This is a genomic window from Streptosporangium sp. NPDC049248 (genome assembly GCF_040678965.1).
GTDB classification, from domain to species: Bacteria; Actinomycetota; Actinomycetes; order Streptosporangiales; family Streptosporangiaceae; genus Streptosporangium; species Streptosporangium fukuiense.
The window spans coordinates 247,908-269,310 of record NZ_JBFAQY010000005.1; the positions used below are offsets into that span (position 1 = coordinate 247,908).

The window sequence follows — 21,403 nt, forward strand, 5'->3', positions numbered from 1 at the left end:
GCCCTGGCAAGCCCAAGGTTCGCTCTGATCTGTTCGGTGGTCGTTGAGCCGTTGCCTCTGGCCGATCATCGCCTCGCCCGGAGGTTCCCTTGCCGGGACGCATGTGTGATCCACGAGCGAAGCGCGAACATGCGGAGCCTTGACGGTGCTCTGCGGCGGACGTCGAAGCGGTTGTTCGGATGCGGCCTGATCGCGACCAAGATCGCGACATTTTGCCAGACAAGATCAACAGCACTGTTCGGCATGCTTGCCGTGATCATCTCCGGCCGGGCTTCCCATCCCACCGCCTGGCCGGTCAAGTTCCCTTTCACGATGGAGGCACCGGTGGGGTTTCCCTTACCGAACCGTCCTTCCGCGCCGCCCCCACGGCGCGGACCGAACAGACGGGTCACAACCACGGTCGTGACCGTCTCAGCCCTGGCCGCCTCGCTCCTGGTGTCGGGCAGCGCCCTGCCCGCGCAGGCCGACCCGACACCCACGCCTGCCCCTTCGGCGCCGGTCCAGACGCCGTTTCCCCTCCCGGAGGACCCCGACGCCCCGCTGCGCGCGGCGGTCGCGGAGGCCAGGAAGCAGAACAGGCCGGTCGAGGCCACAGGCGCGTTCACCGAGACCACACGCACCTGGGCCTTCCCGGACGGCAGCCTGAAGACGGAGTCGTACTCGGGTCCCGCCCAGGTCAAGCAGGACGACGGCAGATGGGCGTGGATCGACACCACGCTGGTGGAGAAGGACGGTGTCCTCAAGCCCAAGGTGGCCAAGGCGGATGTGGCCTTCTCCCTCGGCGGGGACGGTGCCCCGTTCGCCGTGATGAAACGCGACGCGAAACAGAGCCTCAGCCTGTTGTGGGACGGGGCACTGCCCCGTCCCACGGTGAAGGGCAACGTCGCCACCTACCCGGACGCCGCAGGAGCCGGGGCGGACCTGGTCGTCACGGCGCTGCCCACCGGTTTCCGGCATGACGTGGTGCTGCGTGAGCGCCCCAAGGGGCCGTTGGAGATCCGCATTCCGGTGGAGTCGCCGGAGTTGACCCTCACCAAGTCCAAGCAGGGCGGCCTGCAGCTCACCGACGACAAGGACAAGGTCGTCGCCCAGGCGCCGCGACCGGTGATGTGGGACAGCACGGGCGCCGGCGCGGTCTCGCGGAGCGCCCCGATCTCCACCTCCGTCGTCGATGACGGAGGCAGGCGGACGCTGGTCCTCAAGCCGGACGCCGGCTGGCTGGCCGACCCCGCCACCACCTTCCCGGTCGTGGTGGACCCCACCTCCACGCTGACCGTCAAGACCGACACGCTGCTGTCCAGCGGGGCGGACTGCAACACCAACGACCAGCCGGGCGCCACGCTGCTGAAGATCGGTGCGGCCTACTACGGCTGCAACGGGGTGGACGCGGTCAACTACTGGCGCTCGTACCTGAGGTTCGATGTCGCCGGCCTGGTCGGTAAGCCCATTATTTCCTCCACCATGCAGCTTTGGCGTACCGAGTCACCCGCCTGCCACCAGCGCGGCAACGGCAAGGTGTACGCCACCCGTGTCAACACTGCTTGGACTCCGGGCAGGATGACCTGGTCCAACAAGCCCGGCACTCTCGACTTCGTGGCCACTCCCTGTCCGACTACGAATGTCCTCACCCCTGGCGTGATGACCTGGCCTATCACCAACTGGGTCAAGGACTGGGTCGCGGGCCAGCCCAACTATGGCATCGGGCTTGAGGGCCCTACCGAGAACGTCGATCGCTACAGCGGCTACTCGGCGGTCTTTCACTCCGCGGAGACGACCGGCACCGGCGCCACCCCGCCCAAGCTGATCACCCAGTACATCCTGCCGCCGGAGATCCCCAGGGTGACCGCCGAGTCGGTCGACTCGACGGACGGCGAGCACGCGATCGTGCGTGAGAGCTCGGCCAAGGTCGGTTACACGAGCACCTCCGTCGACGGCAGGAACATCGACTACTACGTCTCCGTCGTCGAATCCACCGCTCCGCTCCCGACCTGGACCACGGGTGGCGGCGAGGTCGGCAAGTGGAGCTTCACCGAGGGGACCGGGGGCACCGACTCCAGCGGCAAGGGCAACACTCTGGTCTTCATCGCCAACCGCTACTCGTGGATCGACGGCAAGGACGGCAAGGCCCTGTTCCTCAACGGCGCCGCCGGCACCCCGTCCACCGCCTCCACCGAAGAACCGGTACTGCGTACGGACAAGAGCTTCTCCGCGGCCGGTTGGGTACGCCTGGACGTCGGGACCAGCACCATCCCGCTGATCAGCCAGAGCGGCACCGTCAACAGCGCCTTCAGCGTCGGCTATGAATCCACCGGTGGTAAGTGGAACATGCAGATGCACCACGACAACACCGCCGGCAGCGCGGTGACGGAGATCAAGTCCTCCGCGGCGGCGCAGATCGGCACCTGGACCCACCTGGCAGGCGTCTATGACGCCGTCGCGAAGAAGATCCGCCTGTACGTCAACGGCGTCCAGGCCGCGGAAGCCGACTACACCGCCACCCCCTGGCAGGCCGACGAGACCTTCGAACTCGGCAACGGCAAGCACGCCGGAATCAGCTACTCCTCGGTCAAGGCCGTCTACGACGAGATCCGCGCCTACGACCGTGCCCTGAGCCCCACTGAGATCCAGTGGATGCTCAACCTCACTCCGCCTACCAACGCCAACCTGCCCTCCGGCCAGGCCGCGTCCATCACCTACGACGTCAGCAACGTCGACAGCTTCAAGATCTCCGTCCGGGCCTGCATCAACGGGGCCACCCCGATGACCTGCAGCGAAAGCCCCTACTACCGCATCACCACCGACGCCCCCTACCTGCCCACCGACACCGAGACCGGCATGGCCGACCCGAACCAGCCGATTCTGTCTGGTGTGGTCAATCGTCCATCCGGAGGACAGGTCACTGCCAAGTACTACCTGTATGACAGCGTCGGCGCGCCGGTTGGCTCCAGCCCACTCGCTGAACTCACTGTTAATGGTGGTCAACGGGCTTCATTGAAGATCCCCGCGAATATCGTTCACTCGGGGCGAACCTACACTTGGCAGATGCAAACCTGTACCCAGGAGGTATGCACGCCTAAGATCGATCCAGTGAGTTTCACTGTGCCGGGTGAGGCGCCACCGGAGGAATACGAGCCAACGCCGATTGCACTCCAGCAGGATCACTTTGTCATGAAGATGGCGAAGATCGATCCTAACGCCTGTAACGGCTCCGCCTGTACGTTCGCTGACAGCTCGACGATCCAGGTTGGTGGACTAGGCGGCGACAAACTGGCAAGTGTCGTGAAAATTAGGTTGAATGAGATTCCCGATGGATCCATTCCTATTGAGTCATTGCTAGATCTCGGCACACCGAACTGTGGTGAGAGCGCTTGCCCGACAGACGCTACGATCAAGATAACACGCCTGGATAACGAAGTTGCCGCCGAGACCAAGACCGCTGATCTGTCCAGGAGCACTAACGCAGGCTCGATCCACAACATCAGCATTACCGATCCTAAACGAGACATCGTCGGGGATGAGTCAGCATGGCTGCTGCTGGAATCCGACAGTGAATTTGTGATCAATTTCGGTACATCGAACGCGATCACAAAGATGTCGCTCACGGTCGGCTATCTGGCGCCTGGGCCACCGAGTAAGGTGCGCAACCTGACGGCTTCTCCTGGGGACGGCGGGGCTATCGCAACATGGGGAGTGCCGGAAAATACTGGGTCACTGGCTCTTCTAAACGGTTACGATGTGGAAGTTCTCTTACCTGGTGATGAGATCGTGCGCACGCTTCAGGTTGAGAACCCTTCGGCCACTGTCACGGGCCTGTCCAACGGTACTGTCTACACTCTCCGCGTAGCAGCACGAACCCGTTTCGGTAAAAGCGATTGGGAGAACATCACAGTGACTCCCAAGCAGGTAGAGTTGCCGCCTCAGTCACCAGGATCCAGGATGTGTCCGACATCAGTCGGGACGCAAATGCTAACTGCGAAGCTAGAAGATTACTACAACATCCAAAACGGCGTGGTGGAAGGTCACTACCCGGATGTATGGAGCGGAGCTATCGGCGGTGGCACCTCACGGCTAGAAGTTCAATCCAACGGAACGCTTGATCCTAGTCACCCAATGGCTGCCAAACTTGCTTTGATCAACGCGAACCTGATCGCTGCGAAGCAGGGCATGGATGCTATAGATAGACGGCGAGAGGACTCCTCGGTCTCCATCAGTGATGCTACGGCCTACAATGCGCCAAACGGTGACGTCACTCTTAGGGCAACAGTCCAACACACATGGACTGAAGTAAGTGTTAATAGCGAGGGGGATGAGCACCGACAGTCTAATTCCATGGGCGGTTCCTATGATTTCTCCTTCGGTAAGTGCGGTGGCTGGGGAACGGTCGTCTCCGTGGTAATCGAGGTAGATACCACAGGGATGGATATGGTCATCGAAGGTCCCGGCCCCGATGGGGAAGGCGATACATGCGGTTCACGGGCGGGCGTCGCGGCGAGGACTTTACAGTCGAGTGGATGCAGTGCGGCAGGCGGCCCTAGAGGGCCTAATCCGAACGATGTCACGGCTTACCAGTTCGACTGTGCTGGAGATGGCTGTAGGTTCGACACCTACGGAAAGCAAACTGTCATGGCTGGAATGGTCCTCGAAGCTGGAGGAGCCCTCCGCTATAAGGGATATAACAACTGGCTCGTGGGTGGTCCAACTGCGATCGATGTTAATGACCTCAGAGGGTGGGCCAGGGTCAATGTCACTCCAGCGTTCGAGAAGGCTAAAAAGAACAAAGCCCTACTCAAGAGCATCTCGCTGAAGCTGGATAGCATCGCCGGGTTCTCCATCAAGCTTGGCAGTTTGGCTTTTGATGGAGGAGGTCCAGGAGTGGGCTTCAGTGTTTCGAAGGACTCGGCTCAGTATTCGAAGCAAGGTAGTGCTGGTAGCCGATCTATTATGATCCCGCCGCCGGACAAGGTCAGACCGTTTACGGTGGGTTGCGATAACTTCGCATGTGCGTTCATGTTCGTTCGGCACTCGATGAATGTGAATCTGGACTACAAGAGCGGTGGCTGGGATCTAGGGGACCCCATGAGGCTGGAGTCTCCATGGCGTCAAGCCATCACGAAGATATATCCGGGCTAAGCTATTCTCCGCGGCAGTAACCATAGGCTGGGTGGATGCAGAATACACATGCTGCGTCCACCCGGCCTACAACTTGAGAGGGAAGGCTCAATGGTCCAGCCAGACCACGTTAAACGGAACTCAAAGATGGCTAAGGTGCAGACTCTTTTGTGGGCCCAATCTGCCATCTGGTTTTCTTGCCTCGCAATCCTCTTTGTTGCGCCGTTCAGCCCACTTTGGGCGCAGTGGGCCTTGCCGCCTCTTACCGTTTTTTCTGTCTTCTTCGGGGTTCTTTGTGGAGTGCTTGCTGCCCTTCGCTCCTTTCGGTGGGACTGGATAAGAATCACAGTTATTGTCGTGGGCGGACTTTCGGTCCTGTACGGGCTGTTCTACGCGATCTTTGCTAAGAACATCGCCACGCTGGTCGCAGCGGTACTGATGGTCATGACCATCTCCTTGCTGCGCGGAGTCGAAGCCAAGGAATGGTTCAGTAAGTAGTTTACTACTGCCATCACCATATGAGTCGGCAGCAAGCCGAAGCCACATCTTTCATGCCTACCAGTCGTTTTTTGCTATTTTTGCCTATAGTCTGAACCTGCCGCCGGGAAGCTGTGCATCCCATCAAAGTCGGCACCCGACCGTTGAAGCGGTTGGGTGTGGGTGATTCTTTGAAAGGGAGGGTTCTCTGGTTAGATCTAGATGCTTAGAATCTGTAGGGGCTATCAGTCGAAGTAGCCCGACTTTACGGCATTGAGGAAGGTGTGCCATCCGCCTGGGGTGAAGGTGAGAGCTGGGCTGGCGGGGTTTCTGCTGTCGCGGATGGCGATGGTTCGGGGGAGTTCGGCGACTTCGACGCAGTTTCCGCCACTTCCGCTGCTGAGGGACTCTTCCTCCAGGTGGCCTTGGAGAGGTCGAGGCCGGTCGGGTCTGTTGCTTCCATTGGTCTCTCGCTTCTTTGATCATTTCTAGTACGGCAGCGGCCATTTGCTGTGTGAGCTGGGATGATGCGGTCATAGTCGATGCGGTCTTGTGACGGGATCCCGGCGCAACGAGAGCAGCCGCTCATGATCAAGTACAAGATCCAGAGCGGCTGCCGCCCTCACAGTAGAGGCCGCGCGGGGCCAGCGGAGCACCGAGGAACTCATGACCACACTCGCTCCGATGTTCACGGCATCAACACCGTGCACCTGGCCTACGTCTGGGGAGGGCCCGGATCGCCTGGTCGGCTACGTCCAGGCCACCGTGGCCGCCGGCCAGGCGTCCGTGGCCTGGGTCGTCGGCACCCCCTGGCAGGGCAGGGGGATCGCCGGCGAGGCCGCGCTCGCCCTGCTTTCCTGGCTCAGGGAACACGGCGTCACCGACGTCGTCGCGACGATCCACCCCGACCACGGCGCCTCCTCGGCCCTGGCCCGCCGCCTCGGTCTCGTGCCGACCGATGCCCGGATGGACGGCGAGGTCATCTGGCGCTCCGAGTGACCTCTCTGTCCGGGGTCACCGGCAGCGCCCCCGGCTGGCACGACCAGTGCCGGAAGTCTCCGGTGCGCCGCCACAGGGCATGGGCGGCGCGGATGTTCCACTCAGGGTCGAGGGCCATCGCCTGGGTTGCGTCGGCGCGATAAACCTCCAGGTCGGTGAACTGGAACAGGCCCCACCTGCGCACGCCGGGCTCGGTGCTGTAGATCCACAGGGGGTCGGCGTTGGACAGGCAGTGCACCAAGGCGACCGCCCCCGAGGGGTCGGCGGTGAACACCTCGCGCAGCCGCCGCTCGACCCGGGAGGCCGGCCACCGGGCGCCGACCTCGAACCCGGCGGAGGTGAGCGCTGACCACGTCTCGTCGTCCGCCATTCCGGTGTTCGCCAGCCCCACGAGGGTCTGGAAGGCGACCATGCGCATCTTGGTGTACGGGCCGTACCACGCGTCGGCGGGCAGATCCAGGCCGCGCCGTCGCAGCTGTTCCTGCAGCCTTCTGACACACGTGCCGTACGCGCCGACCATGAGCGGGCGCGGGCACTCCTCGACGGCGATGCTCCCTTGGGAGAAGGCGGACGAGGAGACGTACGCCGAGCCACCGGCAACGGCGAGCAGCAGCGCGGTCCCTGACGCCACCACGGCGAGCCACCGCCGCCGGGGCGGGCGGGGTGCCGGGCGGGGCGTGACCGCCGGGGAGACGTCGGCCGGTGCGGCCTCGGCGACCGCGAGTCTTCTACGGGCGGTGACCCACGCGGTGACGGCCTCCGGCCCGCATCCGCACGCACGGGCGTACGCCCGCAGCAGCTCCTCCCGTGGCAGCCGGTCCCTGCGTAGCACGGCCACCAAGGTGCTGTGCGGAAGAACGTCACCCGCCCCCGCCGCGTTGCGCTCCAACTGGCGGAAGGTCAGTCCCGACCACGCACGCAACCGTCGCATCTCACCGACGAACTCCGCCGCGCTCCCCGCGCGCCCTGGGTCGGGCGGCTCCTCCGCTCGCTCGGCCATCGTCCCTTCCCTCCGCCGGTCCGATGAACAGCTCTACCTGCAGGGACAAACCAAACCATAGTGGACCACTCATATGCCTTGCCGCGAAGGAGGCGTCCAGCACAGTGTCGGGCCCAGCACCCGCCGATCACCTCGATGAAGGAGTATCCTTGCGCCGCCGTATCGCCGCCGCTCTCTTCGCCGTCCCGACGACCCTGGGCGCCGTCGCCGCCGCTCCCGCCGCCGGGGAGTGACCCCCTGCTGCTGAGCCCCGGGGGCCCGCGATACCGACCAGGGGATCACCGAAGGTGGCGGGCTCCGGCCTCGCCTCGGACGATGGCGGGTTCATGCCGGCGTTATGCCAGGTGAGTGAGGCGGAGAACCGGCCCGGCGGGTAGCGGGTTCGGGTCCTTGGTCGGGCATCGCGAGGCGTCGTTCCCGGCCGCACTGTTCACCGACACCTGTCCCTCACGTGGCGGGCGCCTCGGCACGCCGCCGCAGGCGCCGGCCGCGATGCTGCCGTTGCAGACGCTGTACGGCGCCGCACGAACGGGGGCCGGGCCCTTGGCCACCCCACTTACCCTCGCGCAGCACCCGGTAGGGCGCCGCATGGATGGACGCCCCTGGAGCGGAGCGGAGGTGAACGGGGGCCGTTACCGGCGGAACCCGTACACCACATCCGTGGACTTGACCTGAATCACAGGGGGCACACATGGTAGTCACGGAATTGCAGACAGATAACCTGGCTCCAGAGGATCGTTTTCCCTCCTGGTTCGAGATGGCATCGAAGTCTCACCTGCCCTCCCGGGTTCGCATCGACGGCGACGCCGACTTTCAGGCTTCGGTGCGGGTGCTGAACCTCGGCGAGGCGCAGGTGTCGACGCTGACCCACCCGGCGCTGTGGTCGGAGCGGACCGCCAAGCTCGTCCGGCAGTGCGATCCGGAGGTTTACCAGCTCCATCTCATCGTCAGTGGTGGTGGCACGCTGGCGCAGGGCGGCCGGGAAGCCGTGTTCGGCGCCGGGCAGTTCATTCTCATCGATTCCTCTCATCTCTACCGGGCCTGGCGGTCGGCGAAGGACGGCAGGAGCGAGACCGTGGTCGTCCAGTTCCCCCGGGCTTCGCTGGGCCTGCGCTCCAGCACCGTCGGCCGGCTCGCCGCGGTGCCGTTCTCCGCCCGCGGCGGGATCGGCGCCGTACTGGCCGGCCACCTGTTCGAGCTGATGAGAAACGCCGAGGACTACACCGAGGCCGACAGCGCCGCCCTGGGCGGCATCACGCTGGACCTGATCGCGGCCGGCTGCGCCCACCAGCTCGACGCCGCCGCCTGCCTGTCGCCCGAGGCGCGGCAGCGGGCTCTGCTGGCCCAGGTCCATCGTTTCATCCGCGACCGCCTCGGCGACCCGGCTCTGACCGCGGATCTCATCGCGGCCGCTCACCAGATCTCCATCCGGCACCTGTACAAGCTGTTCCAGGCACAGGGCATGACGGTCGCGGCCTGGATTCGCCAGTGCCGTCTGGAGCGATGCCGCCGCGACCTGGCCGACCCCGCCTTGGACTCCCGTCCGATCCAGGCCATCGCCACCCGCTGGGGCTTCATCGACGGTGCGCACTTCAGCAGGGTCTTTCGCGCCGCGTACGGCACCTCGCCCCGCGACTACCGGCACCTGGCCCGGCACGACGAAGCCGTGCACGAATTGACAATAACCGCGCAGAAAACGTCAACAACGTCCTAACCGGTTTCCGGCATGATCATGGAACAAAGGTGCCGGAACATCAGCGGCCTGTCGACAAGCTTCACCTTGAAGGCTGTGCTCACCCAGCATTTATGGTGATTCTCCTTGTATTGCTATGTGAACTTGGCTAAAGGTGAGGCTTGTTTGCTGGTTGCCCCTTAAAGGAAAGGGTGTCAGTGAACAAGCTGGTCAGCGTGGCGAGGCGGTCAAAACCACCTCGTCTTTTCCTGCCTGTGGCGATGGTGCTCACAGTCACGGCATCGGTGCTGGTGGCAGGCGTATCAGCGTCCGCCCAGGCCGATCCGCAACCGACCCCGCCCTCCACACCTTCGACAACCACCTTCCCGCGTCCGGAGGACCCGGACGCGCCGCTGCGTGCGGCGGTCGCGGAGGCCAGGAAGCAGAACAAACCGGTGGCGGTGGAGGCCGCCTTCACCGAGACCTCACGCACCTGGGCGTATCCGGACGGGCATCTGTCCACCCAGTCCTACAACGGCCCTGCCCAACTGCGGCAGGCGGACGGCTCCTGGGCGTGGATCGACACCGCGCTCGTCGAAGAGAACGGCGTGCTCAAGCCGCGTCTGGCCAAGGCCGGTCTGCGGCTGTCGGCCGGGGGTACCACACCGTTCGCCACCATGCGGCTGGGCCGTACGGACAGCTTCGGCCTGTCCTGGCCCACAGCGCTGCCGAAGCCGCAGGTCAACGGCAACGTGGCCACCTACGCCGGCGCCGCCGGCCCGTCGGCGGACCTGGTGGTGACCGCGCTGCCGACCGGGTTCCGGCACGATGTGGTGCTGCGTGAGCGGCCGAGTGGGCTGGTGGAGTTCCGGCTGCCGGTGCACGCTCCGGGGCTCACACTTCGTGAGACGAAGTCCGGCATGCTCACCTTGTCAGCGGGCAAGGGCCGCAAGGTGGCCTCCGCTCCCGCGCCACGCATGTGGGACGCGACCGCCGCCAAAGCCGACGCCAAGCAGCCGGGCCGGGAAGCCAGGGTCGACACCGAGGTGAGGACCGAGAACGGCGGCACCGTGCTGGTGCTCAAACCGGATCCGAAGTGGCTGGCCGACCCGGCCACCCGGTATCCGGTGCGGGTGGACCCCACCACCACGCTCGGGGTGACGCAGGAGGTGTCGGTCAAGTCCCCCGTCTACCAGCAGGGGCCGGGCCTGGTCTCCCGCTCCAACCACAGAAGCTGCCCGACGCCAGGCAGCTGCGGCTACCCCAACGAGCAGGCCACCCGCGCGCTGCTGGCGTTCGACACCGCCGCCATCACCGGCCGCCATGTGGTCAAGGCGACCATGCAGCTGTACCTGAACGGCAACGCCACGTGCGGCACCCTGCAGTCGGTCGCGGCCCATCGGATCACCGAGGCGTGGGTCGCCGATGACACCTTTTGGGAGAACCAGCCGGCCACCAGCCCCAACGAACGCTCCTCGCTCGACCCGTGCGCCCAGGTCACCACGGACGGCGCGGTCTGGAGCTGGGACCTGACCACGATGACCCGCGCCTGGGCCTCCGGCACCCCCAACCACGGCCTGCAGCTGCGGCTGGGCAGCGAGCTCCCGGTCCCCAGGGACACCGGAGAGAGCTACTCGTTCTGGGCCCAGTTGTGGGGCGGCCCGAAGGTGCCCAAGCTGAGCGTGGACTGGGTACTGCCGCCGGTGATCCCCACCGTCTCCGCCGAGTCGATCGACTCCATGGTCGGCAACGACGCCATCGCCCGCAGCACCAACGTCAAAGTCACCTACAGGTCCAGCGTCCCGGAGACGGCCAACCTGGACTACACCGTCACCGTCAACGACTCGACCATGGCGCCCCCGGCCGCGCAACTGCCCGTCGGGGAGGCGGCCTGGTGGAAGCTGGACGAGACCTCCGGCACCAGCGCCGCCGACGCCACCGGCAAGGGCTTCAACGCCACCCTGAGCGGCACCTACAGCCGCGTCCCCGGCCAGCTCGGCCAGGCGGTCAAACTGTCCCCCGGCGGGCGGGCCCGCACCAGCGGACCTGTCCTGAACACCAACCAGAGCTACACGGTCACCGCCTGGGCCCGGCTCGACAGCGGCGCCGCCGACCAGGCCGTGTTCTCCCAGAGTGGTACCAACCAGCCCGCCTTCAGCCTCGGCTACCTCACCTCCAACGCCGCCGAGCTGGACCAGCGCTGGATCTTCAATGTGATGGACAGCGACAGCGCCACCGACATCGATCCCATCCCCGTCGGGTCGAAGAAGCTGGCGAGCGTCGGCCGCTGGACCCATCTCGCGGTGCAGTACGACGCGACCGCGCACAAGATGCGCCTGTACGTCGACGGCGAGCTCAACGCCGAACGCGACCACACCGTCACCTGGAACGGCCGTGGCGCCTTCGAACTCGGCCGCGGCAGTCTCTTCGGTGAAGAGGACACCACCTTCGACGGCGCCGTCGACGACGTGCACGCCTACCAGCGCGTCCTGACCGGTGACGAGATCCGCTCACTGGTCGGCGTGCCCGGCACCACCACCCACAACGACATCCCCTCCGGCCAACCGCTGGACAAGGTCTTCACCCTCGACAACCCGGCCAGCTTCAAGTTCGTCGTCAAGGCCTGCCGCAGTGGCGTCACCCCGCCCTCCTGCAACGAGAGCCCGGCCTACCGCATCACCAGCGACGCCCCGACGCTGCCCTCCGACACCGAGACCGGCATGGCCGACCCGATCCAGCCGATCCTGTCTGGCATGGTCAACCGCCCCTCCGGCGGCGCGGTGACCGCCAAGTACTACCTCTACGACAGCAACGGGCTACCGGTCGGCTCCGCCCCCCTCGGCGCCCGTACCGTCAACGGCGGCGAACGCGCCTCCTTCCAACTCCCGGCCAACACCGTGCAGCCCGGCAGCACCTACAAGTGGCAGATGACCGCCTGCGTCACCGGCCCGCAGGACGGGGGCGACCCCGGCACCGATCCCACCCCCAACCCGACACCCACCCCCAACCCGACACCCACCCCCACACCGACTCCGACTCCGACCCCGACGCCTGCCGGACTGGTGGCGGCCTACGGCATGAACGAAGGCACCGGCACCGCCATCGCAGACGCGACCGGCACCAACAACGGCACCGCAAGCGGCACCACGTGGACCACCGGCAAATTCGGCCAGGCCCTGTCCTTCAACGGCACCACCAGCTGGGTCACCGTCAACAGCTCCCCCTCCCTGCGGCTGACCAACGCGCTGACCCTGTCGGCCTGGGTCAGGCCCACCGCGCTGGACGGCTGGCGCACCGTCATCGCCAAGGACCACAACGGTTTCAACGACCTGTCCTACAGCCTGTACGCCACCGCCGAAGGAGCCCCCACCGGCTGGTTCACCATCGACGACGTACCTGAAGTCGTCACCGCGACCACCGCCCTGACCACCAACACCTGGGCCCACCTCGCCGTCACCTACAACGGCAGCACCGCCCGCCTCTACCACAACGGCACCCAAATCGGCCAAGCGGCCATCACCGGCGCGATCATGAACGACGCCGGAAAGCTCCACATCGGCGGCAACACCGCCTACGGCGAATATTTCAAGGGCGCCATCGACGACGTCCGCATCTACAACCGCGCCCAAACCGCCGCCGAGATCACCACCGACATGAACACCCCCCTCGGTGGCACCACGGCCTCAACTGTTACGTCGAAGACGACGACCAGCGCCACCACATCAGACGATTCAGGCATCGAAGAAGTCTGCACCCCCAAGACCGCCCCCGCTTCCTTCACCACACCTGGCACACCCCCGCCGCCCCCGGTGGAGGATGTCCGGCATCTGACACTGGGCAAGGACAGCTTCGTCATCAAAACCGCCAAGGTCGATCCGACCGCCTGCGACGGCTCACCCTGTACAGTGACGGACTCGACCGTCATGCAGATCGGCGGTAGCGGTGTTGACAAGACCGCAGCGGTGATCGCATTCCGGCTGGACGAGCTTCCGGACGGTGCGGCCGTATCGGAGGGCATACTCAAGATGGGCACCCCGGTCTGCGCCGGAGGTGTGTGCCCTGCGGACGCGGCAATCACCGCCACACCGCTGAGGAGCCCGGTCACCGGTGACAGTAAGGGCTCGGATTTGGCGGCTGACGCTGACACCAGTGCCACGCCGTTGTCTCTGCCGTTGAACACTCCGCAGGCCGACATCGCAGGCAGCGAGTACCAATGGATCCTGCTCACCTCCAACACCGACGCGACGATAACCTTCGGCGACACGGTAGCCATCGAGCAACCGACGCTTGCCCTCACCTATCTGCTCGCCGGCCCACCCAGCAGGGTGCTCAATCTCACCGCATCCGGCGGCGACGGCAGCGCTATAGCCAGTTGGGGGATACCGGAATCCAACGGCAGCGTTGCGATGCTGGACGGCTACGACATCGAGGTCGCCAATAGCAGCGGCACCGTGGTGAAGACTCTCGACGTCAAAGAGCCGTACGGGGCAATCACCGGGCTGACGAACGGGGAATTCCACACGGTAAAGGTTCGCGCCAAGACCGCATTCGGACAGGGTGACTGGGAGGCGACGACGGTCACGCCGAAGGCCGTGCCGCCACCGCCGGTCAAGGACGCGACCCAACCGTGCATCCCATTCCTGGACGGCGAGCAGCCGCAGACCAAGGCCGCCGCCGAAGAGTCAGGGGCGGCGGAGTACATCCAGCGCGTCAAGGCCTACTATCAGGCGCAGGACGCTGTACTGGAGGGGCGGGCTGCGACGATCTGGGACGTGTCAGGTGTGACCCCTGATGCGCCGAGCACCGCGAAGTTGTCGCTGCTGAACACGGCCCTTGTGCAGTACGACGCCAGCATGGAGCAGATGGAAGAGACACGCAGCGACTCCAGTGTCACGCTGGACGACGTGGTTATTCAGCCCGGTCCGGGGGGATCGGTTCACGTTGTCGCCTCCGTCACGCGGGCCTGGACTCAAACCTCGCCAGACCCTGGTTCAGGGATGGGGGCCAGTACGAAGGGTGTCGTCCATCCGAGCGAGTCGACCATCTCGATTCACGTGTTCGACCGGTGCGGCAATATGACCGAGATTCAGGCTCCAATGCCGAAATATCAAGACTCCACGGACGGTTATGACCGCTGCGCCGGGTTCGTCGACCCAGGCGGCGGCGAACACGAGGTGTGTGAAGACTCGGCAGGTGGTGCCGGCGGGAGCGCAGGGCCGGTGGGGCCGGAGGGATGGGGCGCCCTCAGAGTCTGCTCTGGTGCCGCCTGTAGGTCGGATATCTTCGGCTGGAACTATGTCACGAAGGGACTCCCGTTTGAGGCCGGCGGCGTCCTCAGATGGCAATATGAAAACACCATACTTCCTCTTCAAGTGAAGGAATGGAGCGTATACGCAGAGGTCAAACCATCGGGGTCGTTCGGCAAGAGCAAGGTCGACAAGCTGATCCTCGACAATCTTCAGCTGAAAGTCGATACGAGCTTGACGTTCAGATCCCCCCTCTGGTCCCCCTCCATCTCGTGGCCTCCTGGGTTGGGCATCGCGCAAACCGATACAACCGGCACTCTCTCCTACGACGGCCCGACCCGTGTGAAACAGTTGTTCCCGGAGCCTCTCAGGTCGTTCTCCCTAACATGCGGAAATCTGTTCTGCGATGGGTTTAGCGGGGTCAAGCATACAGTGAGGGGAACGCTCAAGGTTCTTGCGTTGTGCAAGGATGACGCCACCGAACCGTCGCACTGCGCCAGTCGAGACAAGACGATTTCGATCAATGAGTTCGGTGGAAAATTCTGGTGGGCTAAAACCGTGTGGCCTTATAACTACGACGACAGGATTAATGGGTAAGTCTGGCGCTGCGCATCGTGCACCCTCATTGAGGCGACGGGCGCGAGCGCGATCGGCCACGCGGTTCACCGGACGATAAGAGGTGGCTGGGGGGGTGGGTAGCCCACACCCCCGGCCACCTGTGGCGTGTAGATTTGAACGCGGCGCGAGGTAAAGTCTATGGCTTCATTGCCACCTTACATAGCCGTGACCTGGTGCTTGAACTGCTTGCAAAGCCGGAGGTCCGCACCATTCACATCGTTGAGCGCGGGCGACAGCCCGAGTGAGTTGTACCTACGGGAAGCTGCACCATATCAAAACGGCACCCGACCGTTGGGACGGTCGGGTGCATGTGGTTTTCAGGCGCGAGTGGATCTCTGAGCAGGAATTTGAGGTCCGGCCGCGAAGAGAGGTCCGGCTGGTCAGTCGAAGTGGCCGGACTTTACGGCGGTGAGGAAGGTACGCCATTCGGTGGGGGTGAAGGTGAGGGCTGGGCCGGTGGGGTTTTTGCTGTCGCGGATGGCGATGGTTCGGGGGAGGTTGGCGACTTCGACGCAGTTTCCACCGCTCTCGCCGCTGAGGGAGCTCTTCTTCCAGGTGGCCTTGGAGAGGTCGAGGCCGGTCAGGTCTGCTGCTTCCATTGGTCCCTCGCTTCTTTGATCATATCTAGCGACTGGCTGGGACGAAGTGCCTCTGTTCGAATCCTGTCATATCTATCCCAGACGACACTTACCAGACTGTGTTCCGCTGAAACTTCGCCTTCTCCCGCCGACTCTATGGAGACGGCGGTCGGCGCGTCCGAGAGTTCGGCGAGAACGAATCCGGACAGCAGCCCTGTCGTGCAGGAGGTGTCGTGGGGAACGATCTGCACCTTTACGTTCTGCCAGTCGGCGGCGGAGGCGAGATGGTCGAGTTGCTCGTACATGACCTCCGGACCTCCCATAGGGCGGCGGAGCACCCACTCGTCGAGAAGCGCCCACAGGATGGTCGGGGTCTCCCTTTTGAAGATCAGCTGTCGTCGGACGCGAGCGCTGACCTGGTTTTCGACCTCCTGTTCCGAGGCGGCCAGGCCGCCACGGACAACGGCTCGTGCGTAGTTCTCCGTCTGGAGCAGGCCGGGGACCAGGAGCGGGTCCCAGCAGCGCAGCACGCGGGCGCGGGGTTCGATCTCTTCGGACCATCTCAGGAACCAGCGTGGTCCGGTGGGGGCGGTGATGTTCCGGCAGAGGTGGGTGAAGTGGTCGTCCGTCTTGAAGAACCTGTCGCAGCGGGCCGCCAGGTCAAGGCTGGGGTTCCGGTTGCCGATCTCGATGTGGCCGATGAGCGACGACGAGACGCCCAGGTGAGTGCCGAGCCGGGTCTGTGACAGGCCCGCCTCCCTGCGGGCCCGTGCCAGCTCGCGGCCGAAGCGCTGGGCCGGTGTCAGGCGCGGGTCGAGGTCGTTTCCCATTTCACCTCTCCAACGTTTTGATGACGTCGGCCGTCAAATAAATGACAAATGGCTACACCATGTGTAGAGGGTCGTCGTTCATTTGTCGGTCGATTCTTTCTGTAATGGCAGCCTAACCCTGTGCACTCTATGGTGCCAAGCCTTTATCCGGGTGATGTCAAGGAACTAAATGGACAATTCGCCTGGTTAACGGAGACATTGTGACAGGCGTTTTCTGGGCGCCTGGCACCTCGCAGGAATGGCGGTGATCCAATGGGCGCCGAAGCGGTTCCCGCGCTCGGTCTGCTGGGCAGTGTCGAACTGCCCGGGGTGGCCGAGTCGGTCGGTGTGGCCCGGCGATACGTCAGGGGAGTGCTGGAGAAGTCAGGTCTGCGGGACACCTACGACGCGGAGCTTCTGGTCAGCGAGCTGGTGTCGAACGCGGTGCGGCATTCGGAGTCGGGACGCGCCGGCGGGCTGGTGACGGTCGTGGTGGCGAACTGCGGTGAGACCGTGCAGATAGCGGTGGGCGACAGCGGCTCCGCCACCTGTGCCCCGAGGATTCCGGCCGGACCGGACGAGGACGCCGAGGGCGGCCGTGGGCTCTGGCTGGTCAGCGAGGTCGCGCTGTCCTGGGGTTGGTACGAGGGCGCGGTGGGGCGGATCGTCTGGTTCCGGCTGGCACGACGATGACCGACGCGCCGGCCCCCGGGGAGATGGCCGTCCTGATCGCCCGGTGCGGCAGGCAGTGGCTCATCTCCGAGGCTGCCGGAGGCGGCTACTACGCGGTACGCCGCCATGGCCTGTCCGAGGAGGGTGGCCTGTCCAATGTGATGTGCACGGCCACCCTCGGTGAAATGGCCCGCCGCCTGGCAGCCGAGAGGAGGCGCGAGAATCGGCCACCGGGACAGTCGTTCGCGGGCTGAGGTTCGGTGGTCGAGCAGACCGTTGTTCCAATCAGTCGCGAGGCGTCATATGTTGACGACTGCCCGCGCCCCCGTCCTTTCCTTAAGCGACCAAATGAGGTGTCAGGGGTGCGTAATCCATATGCCTATCGGGAGGGCGAATCAATGCCCCGGACCGCTTCGAGGAATGAGGCGCCCGGGGCGGGAGGCTCACCGCTAGTCGGGGCAGTAGAACCAGTAGCGGGCCTGGCCGGACACGCTCGTGTACGGCTCGTCGATCTCAAGGCGCCAGTACCCCTGCTCCCCGCGCCGGCCGGCGGGCACCGTCCACTGCCTGGACACGTCGACGATGCCGGCCGAGGTGAGCGTCAGTGAGGTCCACGGGTCGCGGACCCAGGCGTTGTTCGTCTGGGCGCTCTTGCGCGCGTACGCGTAGCGGATGGGACCCGGCCCCAGCGCGGTGATCGAGCCCTTCAGTGTGAAGATGGCGGGCCTGGGCAGCTCGCAGCTCTCATCCTCGCTGGTGAACTCCACCTGGGTCAGATTCGGCGTCGCGAGGGGCCGGCAGGTCGTGGACCAGGCGGTCAGGCCGGACATGAGGGGGGTGGAGTTCAGGTCGGGGAACAGGAGCGCCACCTTCCCGCTGCCCGGACGCTGTCGCGGCAGCCGCGGGCCGTCGACGTACTGCGTGCCGCCGTCCTCCGTGATCTGTACGGTCTGCACCTCGCTTCCGAGCAGCGGCTGTTCGTTCTCGTCGACCCACTGGTAGCGCGTCGTCCCCTTGCCGGAAGTGATCTTGGCCCGCAGCGGGGTCGAGAAGGCCGGACCGCACGCGCCGTCGTAGTTCAGCTCGCTCACGGTGGCGATGTCGACGGGCGGGGCCGCGCAGGTCGTCGTGCTGCTCTGACTCAGGGTGCGATGCGAGGCGGGTGCGGTGATGGCGAGGTGGTAGCTGGTCGAACCCGTGCGCGTGCGGAGCAGGACGCCGGTGATCTCGCGGGATCCCGGGCCGTCGAAGACGAGTGTCAGATAGGTCTCGCCTGGGCCGGTGTAGGTCAACCGCGCGGTCACCCTGACACCGTTCTCGGCTCCCCGGCACAGCCCGGTGTAGGTGGGGTCGGCCTGGACGCTGTGGACGACCAGTTGCCTCTCCGCGGCGACCGCCTGGGCGGGGGCCGGTGACAACGCGGTGAGCAGGCCTAAGACGAGCAGGGTCGTGACACGTTTCATGGGACCTTCGTTTCGCCATCGGAATGTCGTGGGCGGCGACCGATCCCCGGGCGGGCCACGACGTCGCGCCGTGGCCCGCCCGGACACGTGGCGCGGAGCCTTCCCCGTGTTCACTCCGTTCGCCACCGCTCATCGCGCCCCTCCTCAGGCGGAGGCATCCCGCTGTCGCATGCTCGCCCACGGCGCTGGGAAGCGGCTTGTGGACCACTGGAAAAGCCGGAATACGGGGTTCAGGACAGGCGGCCCGGACCGCCTTCGCAGGTGGTGGCCTGGCAGCCACTTCGTGGGCGACGGCGCGAGCCGGGAACCGGTCGGTGGGGTCTTCATTCACGTACAAGTGAACAACAAGCGGCGGTTGAGACCTTGGTCTGGTGTCGGGGGTGTCCAAGGAGGATTCATGCGCTTACGAAGATCGTCGCTGACCGCCGCGATCGCGCTGCTCGCTCTGCTCTGCGTGCCCGCCCTGCCGGCCCAGGCGTACCCGGTACAGGGCGACCTGCCCTGGTCGGTGCTGCTGTGCAAGTTCGCCGACCGTCCGGAGGAGCCCAGGCCCCCGCAGTTCTTCCGGGAGCTGTTCACCGACGCGGGCAAGGGCCTCGGCGGGTTCGCCGACTACCTGGCCGATCAGTCGGGCGGTCGGACGAGCGTGGCGGGATCCGTGGTGAAGGGCTGGTACACGATGCCCTTCACTCTGGAGCAGGCCAGGACCAAGAGCCGGTGGCAGCGAATCGAGGACTGCGTGCAGACGGCCGCCGCCGCGGGCTACACCGTTCCGTCCAACCACTGGACCGCCGTCATGATCAACGCCCCGGTGGACTCCGGCAGCTGGGGAAAGCGGGTGCTGCTGGACCCGCTCGCCTGGAACCTCGGATTCGCCACCCACGAGTTGCTGCACGGCTACGACAGGGACCACTCCTTCTCCGACGACCCCACTTTCCGCCTGGTCGACTGGGCACAGTTCGGCGAGTACGACGACCAGTGGGACATCATGAGCGCCATGCACATCCACACGTACCGGACAGAGAGGTTCGGCACCAGCGCGGTCGGCCTCAACGGTCCCACCCGTGACGAGATGGGCTGGCTGGAGCCGCACCGGATCGTCACGCTCGGCGCGGACGGCGTGGCGAGCCGGACCGTCCGCCTCGTACCGCTGGACCAACCCGGCAAGATCGGCACACGGATGGTACGCGTCCCGTTCGACGCCGCCGACCCGTTCCACTACTACACGGTGGAGTTCCGCAAGAAGACCGGCCAGAGCGCCGGCATCCCCGCCGACCTCGTGCTGCTGCACGAGGTCAAGAACGGCGTGTCGTACCTGCTGAAAGACCGTATAACGCGCAATCCCGTGACGTCGCTGAACACCAACGGGGTCAGCGTCTCGATCGACTCCGTGGGGCAGGAGGAGGCGGTCGTCACGGTCAGCACCGATCTCCCCCAGAAGTGTCTGAACGGCTACGTCCACCGCAAGGCGACGTACGACGACCTGGTGTGCGTGACACCGGCCGTCTACGAGCAGACCCAGGCCGACACCGCGGACGCTCCGAACTGGCAGGAGGACGGCCAGTGCGTCTTCGCGTACACGCGGCGACTGGCCACGCCGCACGACAATGTGTGCGTGTCCCCCGGCACGCGCCGTCAGGTGATCTCCGACAACGCCGCCGCCGCATCACGGAGCAACCCGGCCAAGCTCGTCCTGGGCCCCAACGCCTGCAAACCGGGCTATGTCTGGCGAGGAGCCGACGACTTCGACCAGGTCTGCGTCACCCAGGAGGTCCGCGACCAGGTCATCGCCGACAACATGATGGGGGCCGGTCGCTGGACGGACGGCCCGGACGGGCCGCGCAGTTGCATCCAGGGCTACGTCTGGCGGGAGGCGTTCGCCGGGGACAACATCTGCGTGACACTCGACCGGCGCGAACGCGCCCACCATGACACGCACACCTCCTGGGACCGGGTCCTGCGCCCGGCAGGTTAGCGGCACCCGCCCGCCCCCATCGGATGTCGTCGGGCAGTCGTGCGTCACAGCAAAGCGGAGACATCGTGACAGGCGTTTTTCGAGCGACTGGCACCTTGCAGGAATGGTGATGATCCAATGAGTGCCGAAGCGGTTTCCGCGCTCGGCCTGCTGGGCAGGGTCGAACTGCCCGGGGTGGCCGGGTCGATCTGTACGGCCCGGCGATATGTCAGAGGCGTGCTGAGGAGATCAGGTCAGCGGGATACCTACGACGCGGAGCTTCTGGTCAGTGAACTCGTGTCGAACGCGGTGCGGCATTCGGAGTCGGGACGCGCCGGCGGGCTGGTGACGGTCGCGGTGGCGAACTGCGGGGAGAGCGTCCAGATAGCGGTGACCGACAGCGGGTCCGCCACCTGTGCCCCCAGGATTCCGCCCGGGCAGGACGAGGGCGCGGAGGGCGGCCGTGGGCTCTGGCTGGTTCGCGAGCTGTCCCTGTCGTGGGGTTGGCACGAGGGCGCGGCGGGCCGGATCGTCTGGTTCCGACTGGCGCGACGATGACCGGGGGACCGGGGGAGATCGCCATTCTGGTCGCCAGGTACGGCAGGGACTGGCTCATCTCCGAGACGGCCGGCGGCTACCGTGCCATACGCAGGCACACCCTGTCCGAGGAGCTCCTCGGCGGGGATGACCTGCTCAACGTGATGTGCACGGAAACCCTCGGCGAAATGGCACGCCGCCTGGCGGCCGAGAGGAAGCGCGGGAATCGCCTCTGAAAGTAGGCCGTCTGAAACGCGAAACGGCCGTGC

15 protein-coding genes are annotated in these 21,403 nt (G+C 65.4%); 10 read left to right on the plus strand and 5 right to left on the minus strand.

Features of this window, described 5'->3' with window-relative positions:
* The first annotated feature begins 105 nt into the window (after nucleotides 1-105).
* Nucleotides 106-5,130 carry a LamG-like jellyroll fold domain-containing protein gene (locus AB0K21_RS12785; RefSeq protein WP_364149604.1) on the plus strand — a complete coding sequence of 1,675 codons (5,025 nt, stop codon included), beginning with the start codon at nucleotides 106-108 and terminating at the stop codon, nucleotides 5,128-5,130.
* A gap of 126 nt (nucleotides 5,131-5,256) precedes the next feature.
* Nucleotides 5,257-5,607 (plus strand): hypothetical protein, encoded by a 351-nt coding sequence (locus tag AB0K21_RS12790; RefSeq protein ID WP_364149606.1) that lies wholly within the window; start codon nucleotides 5,257-5,259, stop codon nucleotides 5,605-5,607.
* A 224-nt stretch (nucleotides 5,608-5,831) separates the two neighbouring features.
* Here the strand turns inward: AB0K21_RS12790 and AB0K21_RS12795 are convergent, their stop codons facing one another.
* On the minus strand, nucleotides 5,832-6,005 hold the full coding sequence (locus tag AB0K21_RS12795) for a DUF397 domain-containing protein (RefSeq protein ID WP_364149750.1): 174 nt from the start codon (nucleotides 6,003-6,005) through the stop codon (nucleotides 5,832-5,834).
* Nucleotides 6,006-6,270: 265 nt separating this feature from the next.
* Between AB0K21_RS12795 and AB0K21_RS12800 the strand changes: the two genes are divergently transcribed.
* A complete protein-coding gene (locus tag AB0K21_RS12800; protein WP_364149608.1) occupies nucleotides 6,271-6,585 on the plus strand; it encodes a GNAT family N-acetyltransferase in 315 nt (104 codons plus the stop codon).
* On the opposite strand, the gene AB0K21_RS12805 is transcribed toward AB0K21_RS12800, so the two are convergent.
* Nucleotides 6,566-7,585: a peptidoglycan-binding domain-containing protein gene (locus tag AB0K21_RS12805; protein WP_343968783.1), complete on the minus strand. Its 1,020-nt coding sequence runs from the start codon at nucleotides 7,583-7,585 to the stop codon at nucleotides 6,566-6,568. The genes AB0K21_RS12800 and AB0K21_RS12805 overlap by 20 nt on opposite strands.
* A gap of 757 nt (nucleotides 7,586-8,342) precedes the next feature.
* Here AB0K21_RS12805 and AB0K21_RS12810 point away from each other — a divergent pair.
* Entirely contained in the window at nucleotides 8,343-9,299 is a 957-nt protein-coding gene (locus tag AB0K21_RS12810) for a helix-turn-helix domain-containing protein (protein WP_364149610.1), read from the plus strand.
* A 176-nt stretch (nucleotides 9,300-9,475) separates the two neighbouring features.
* Nucleotides 9,476-15,100, plus strand: a complete 5,625-nt coding sequence (locus tag AB0K21_RS12815; protein WP_364149612.1) for a LamG-like jellyroll fold domain-containing protein — start codon at nucleotides 9,476-9,478, stop codon at nucleotides 15,098-15,100.
* A 401-nt stretch (nucleotides 15,101-15,501) separates the two neighbouring features.
* On the opposite strand, the gene AB0K21_RS12820 is transcribed toward AB0K21_RS12815, so the two are convergent.
* Nucleotides 15,502-15,720: a DUF397 domain-containing protein gene (locus AB0K21_RS12820; protein ID WP_364149614.1), complete on the minus strand. Its 219-nt coding sequence runs from the start codon at nucleotides 15,718-15,720 to the stop codon at nucleotides 15,502-15,504.
* Nucleotides 15,702-16,529 carry a helix-turn-helix transcriptional regulator gene (locus AB0K21_RS12825; RefSeq protein ID WP_343968789.1) on the minus strand — a complete coding sequence of 276 codons (828 nt, stop codon included), beginning with the start codon at nucleotides 16,527-16,529 and terminating at the stop codon, nucleotides 15,702-15,704. Before AB0K21_RS12825 ends, AB0K21_RS12820 begins: the two co-directional genes overlap by 19 nt.
* A gap of 252 nt (nucleotides 16,530-16,781) precedes the next feature.
* Here AB0K21_RS12825 and AB0K21_RS12830 point away from each other — a divergent pair, with 252 nt between their 5' ends.
* Together AB0K21_RS12830 and AB0K21_RS12835 are read left to right on the plus strand one after the other, a co-directional pair.
* Nucleotides 16,782-17,201 carry an ATP-binding protein gene (locus AB0K21_RS12830; protein ID WP_364149617.1) on the plus strand — a complete coding sequence of 140 codons (420 nt, stop codon included), beginning with the start codon at nucleotides 16,782-16,784 and terminating at the stop codon, nucleotides 17,199-17,201.
* Nucleotides 17,198-17,434: a hypothetical protein gene (locus tag AB0K21_RS12835; protein WP_364149619.1), complete on the plus strand. Its 237-nt coding sequence runs from the start codon at nucleotides 17,198-17,200 to the stop codon at nucleotides 17,432-17,434. The genes AB0K21_RS12830 and AB0K21_RS12835 overlap by 4 nt, the downstream gene beginning before the upstream one ends.
* A 195-nt stretch (nucleotides 17,435-17,629) precedes the next feature.
* Here the strand turns inward: AB0K21_RS12835 and AB0K21_RS12840 are convergent, their stop codons facing one another.
* Nucleotides 17,630-18,643, minus strand: coding sequence for a hypothetical protein (locus tag AB0K21_RS12840; protein ID WP_364149621.1), 1,014 nt, complete (start codon nucleotides 18,641-18,643; stop codon nucleotides 17,630-17,632).
* Between the two features lie 397 nt (nucleotides 18,644-19,040).
* Here AB0K21_RS12840 and AB0K21_RS12845 point away from each other — a divergent pair, with 397 nt between their 5' ends.
* From AB0K21_RS12845 to AB0K21_RS12855, 3 genes are all read left to right on the plus strand, one after another.
* The gene (locus AB0K21_RS12845; RefSeq protein ID WP_343968797.1) at nucleotides 19,041-20,618 is read left to right on the plus strand and encodes a hypothetical protein; all 1,578 of its coding nucleotides are present in this window, start codon (nucleotides 19,041-19,043) and stop codon (nucleotides 20,616-20,618) included.
* Between the two features lie 117 nt (nucleotides 20,619-20,735).
* A complete protein-coding gene (locus AB0K21_RS12850) occupies nucleotides 20,736-21,155 on the plus strand; it encodes an ATP-binding protein (protein ID WP_343968799.1) in 420 nt (139 codons plus the stop codon).
* Entirely contained in the window at nucleotides 21,152-21,370 is a 219-nt protein-coding gene (locus tag AB0K21_RS12855; RefSeq protein ID WP_343968801.1) for a hypothetical protein, read from the plus strand. Before AB0K21_RS12850 ends, AB0K21_RS12855 begins: the two co-directional genes overlap by 4 nt.
* Nucleotides 21,371-21,403: the final 33 nt, after the last annotated feature.

Bases quoted from the DNA above. Each gene is read 5' to 3' on its own strand.
- AB0K21_RS12790 (WP_364149606.1), top strand. From the start codon at position 5,257: ATGGCTAAGGTGCAGACTCTTTTGTGGGCCCAATCTGCCATCTGGTTT.
- AB0K21_RS12800 (WP_364149608.1), top strand. From the start codon at position 6,271: ATGTTCACGGCATCAACACCGTGCACCTGGCCTACGTCTGGGGAGGGC.
- AB0K21_RS12805 (WP_343968783.1), bottom strand. From the start codon at position 7,585: ATGGCCGAGCGAGCGGAGGAGCCGCCCGACCCAGGGCGCGCGGGGAGC.
- AB0K21_RS12810 (WP_364149610.1), top strand. From the start codon at position 8,343: ATGGCATCGAAGTCTCACCTGCCCTCCCGGGTTCGCATCGACGGCGAC.
- AB0K21_RS12820 (WP_364149614.1), bottom strand. From the start codon at position 15,720: ATGGAAGCAGCAGACCTGACCGGCCTCGACCTCTCCAAGGCCACCTGG.
- AB0K21_RS12825 (WP_343968789.1), bottom strand. From the start codon at position 16,529: ATGGGAAACGACCTCGACCCGCGCCTGACACCGGCCCAGCGCTTCGGC.
- AB0K21_RS12830 (WP_364149617.1), top strand. From the start codon at position 16,782: ATGGGCGCCGAAGCGGTTCCCGCGCTCGGTCTGCTGGGCAGTGTCGAA.
- AB0K21_RS12835 (WP_364149619.1), top strand. From the start codon at position 17,198: ATGACCGACGCGCCGGCCCCCGGGGAGATGGCCGTCCTGATCGCCCGG.
- AB0K21_RS12840 (WP_364149621.1), bottom strand. From the start codon at position 18,643: ATGAAACGTGTCACGACCCTGCTCGTCTTAGGCCTGCTCACCGCGTTG.
- AB0K21_RS12845 (WP_343968797.1), top strand. From the start codon at position 19,041: ATGCGCTTACGAAGATCGTCGCTGACCGCCGCGATCGCGCTGCTCGCT.
- AB0K21_RS12850 (WP_343968799.1), top strand. From the start codon at position 20,736: ATGAGTGCCGAAGCGGTTTCCGCGCTCGGCCTGCTGGGCAGGGTCGAA.
- AB0K21_RS12855 (WP_343968801.1), top strand. From the start codon at position 21,152: ATGACCGGGGGACCGGGGGAGATCGCCATTCTGGTCGCCAGGTACGGC.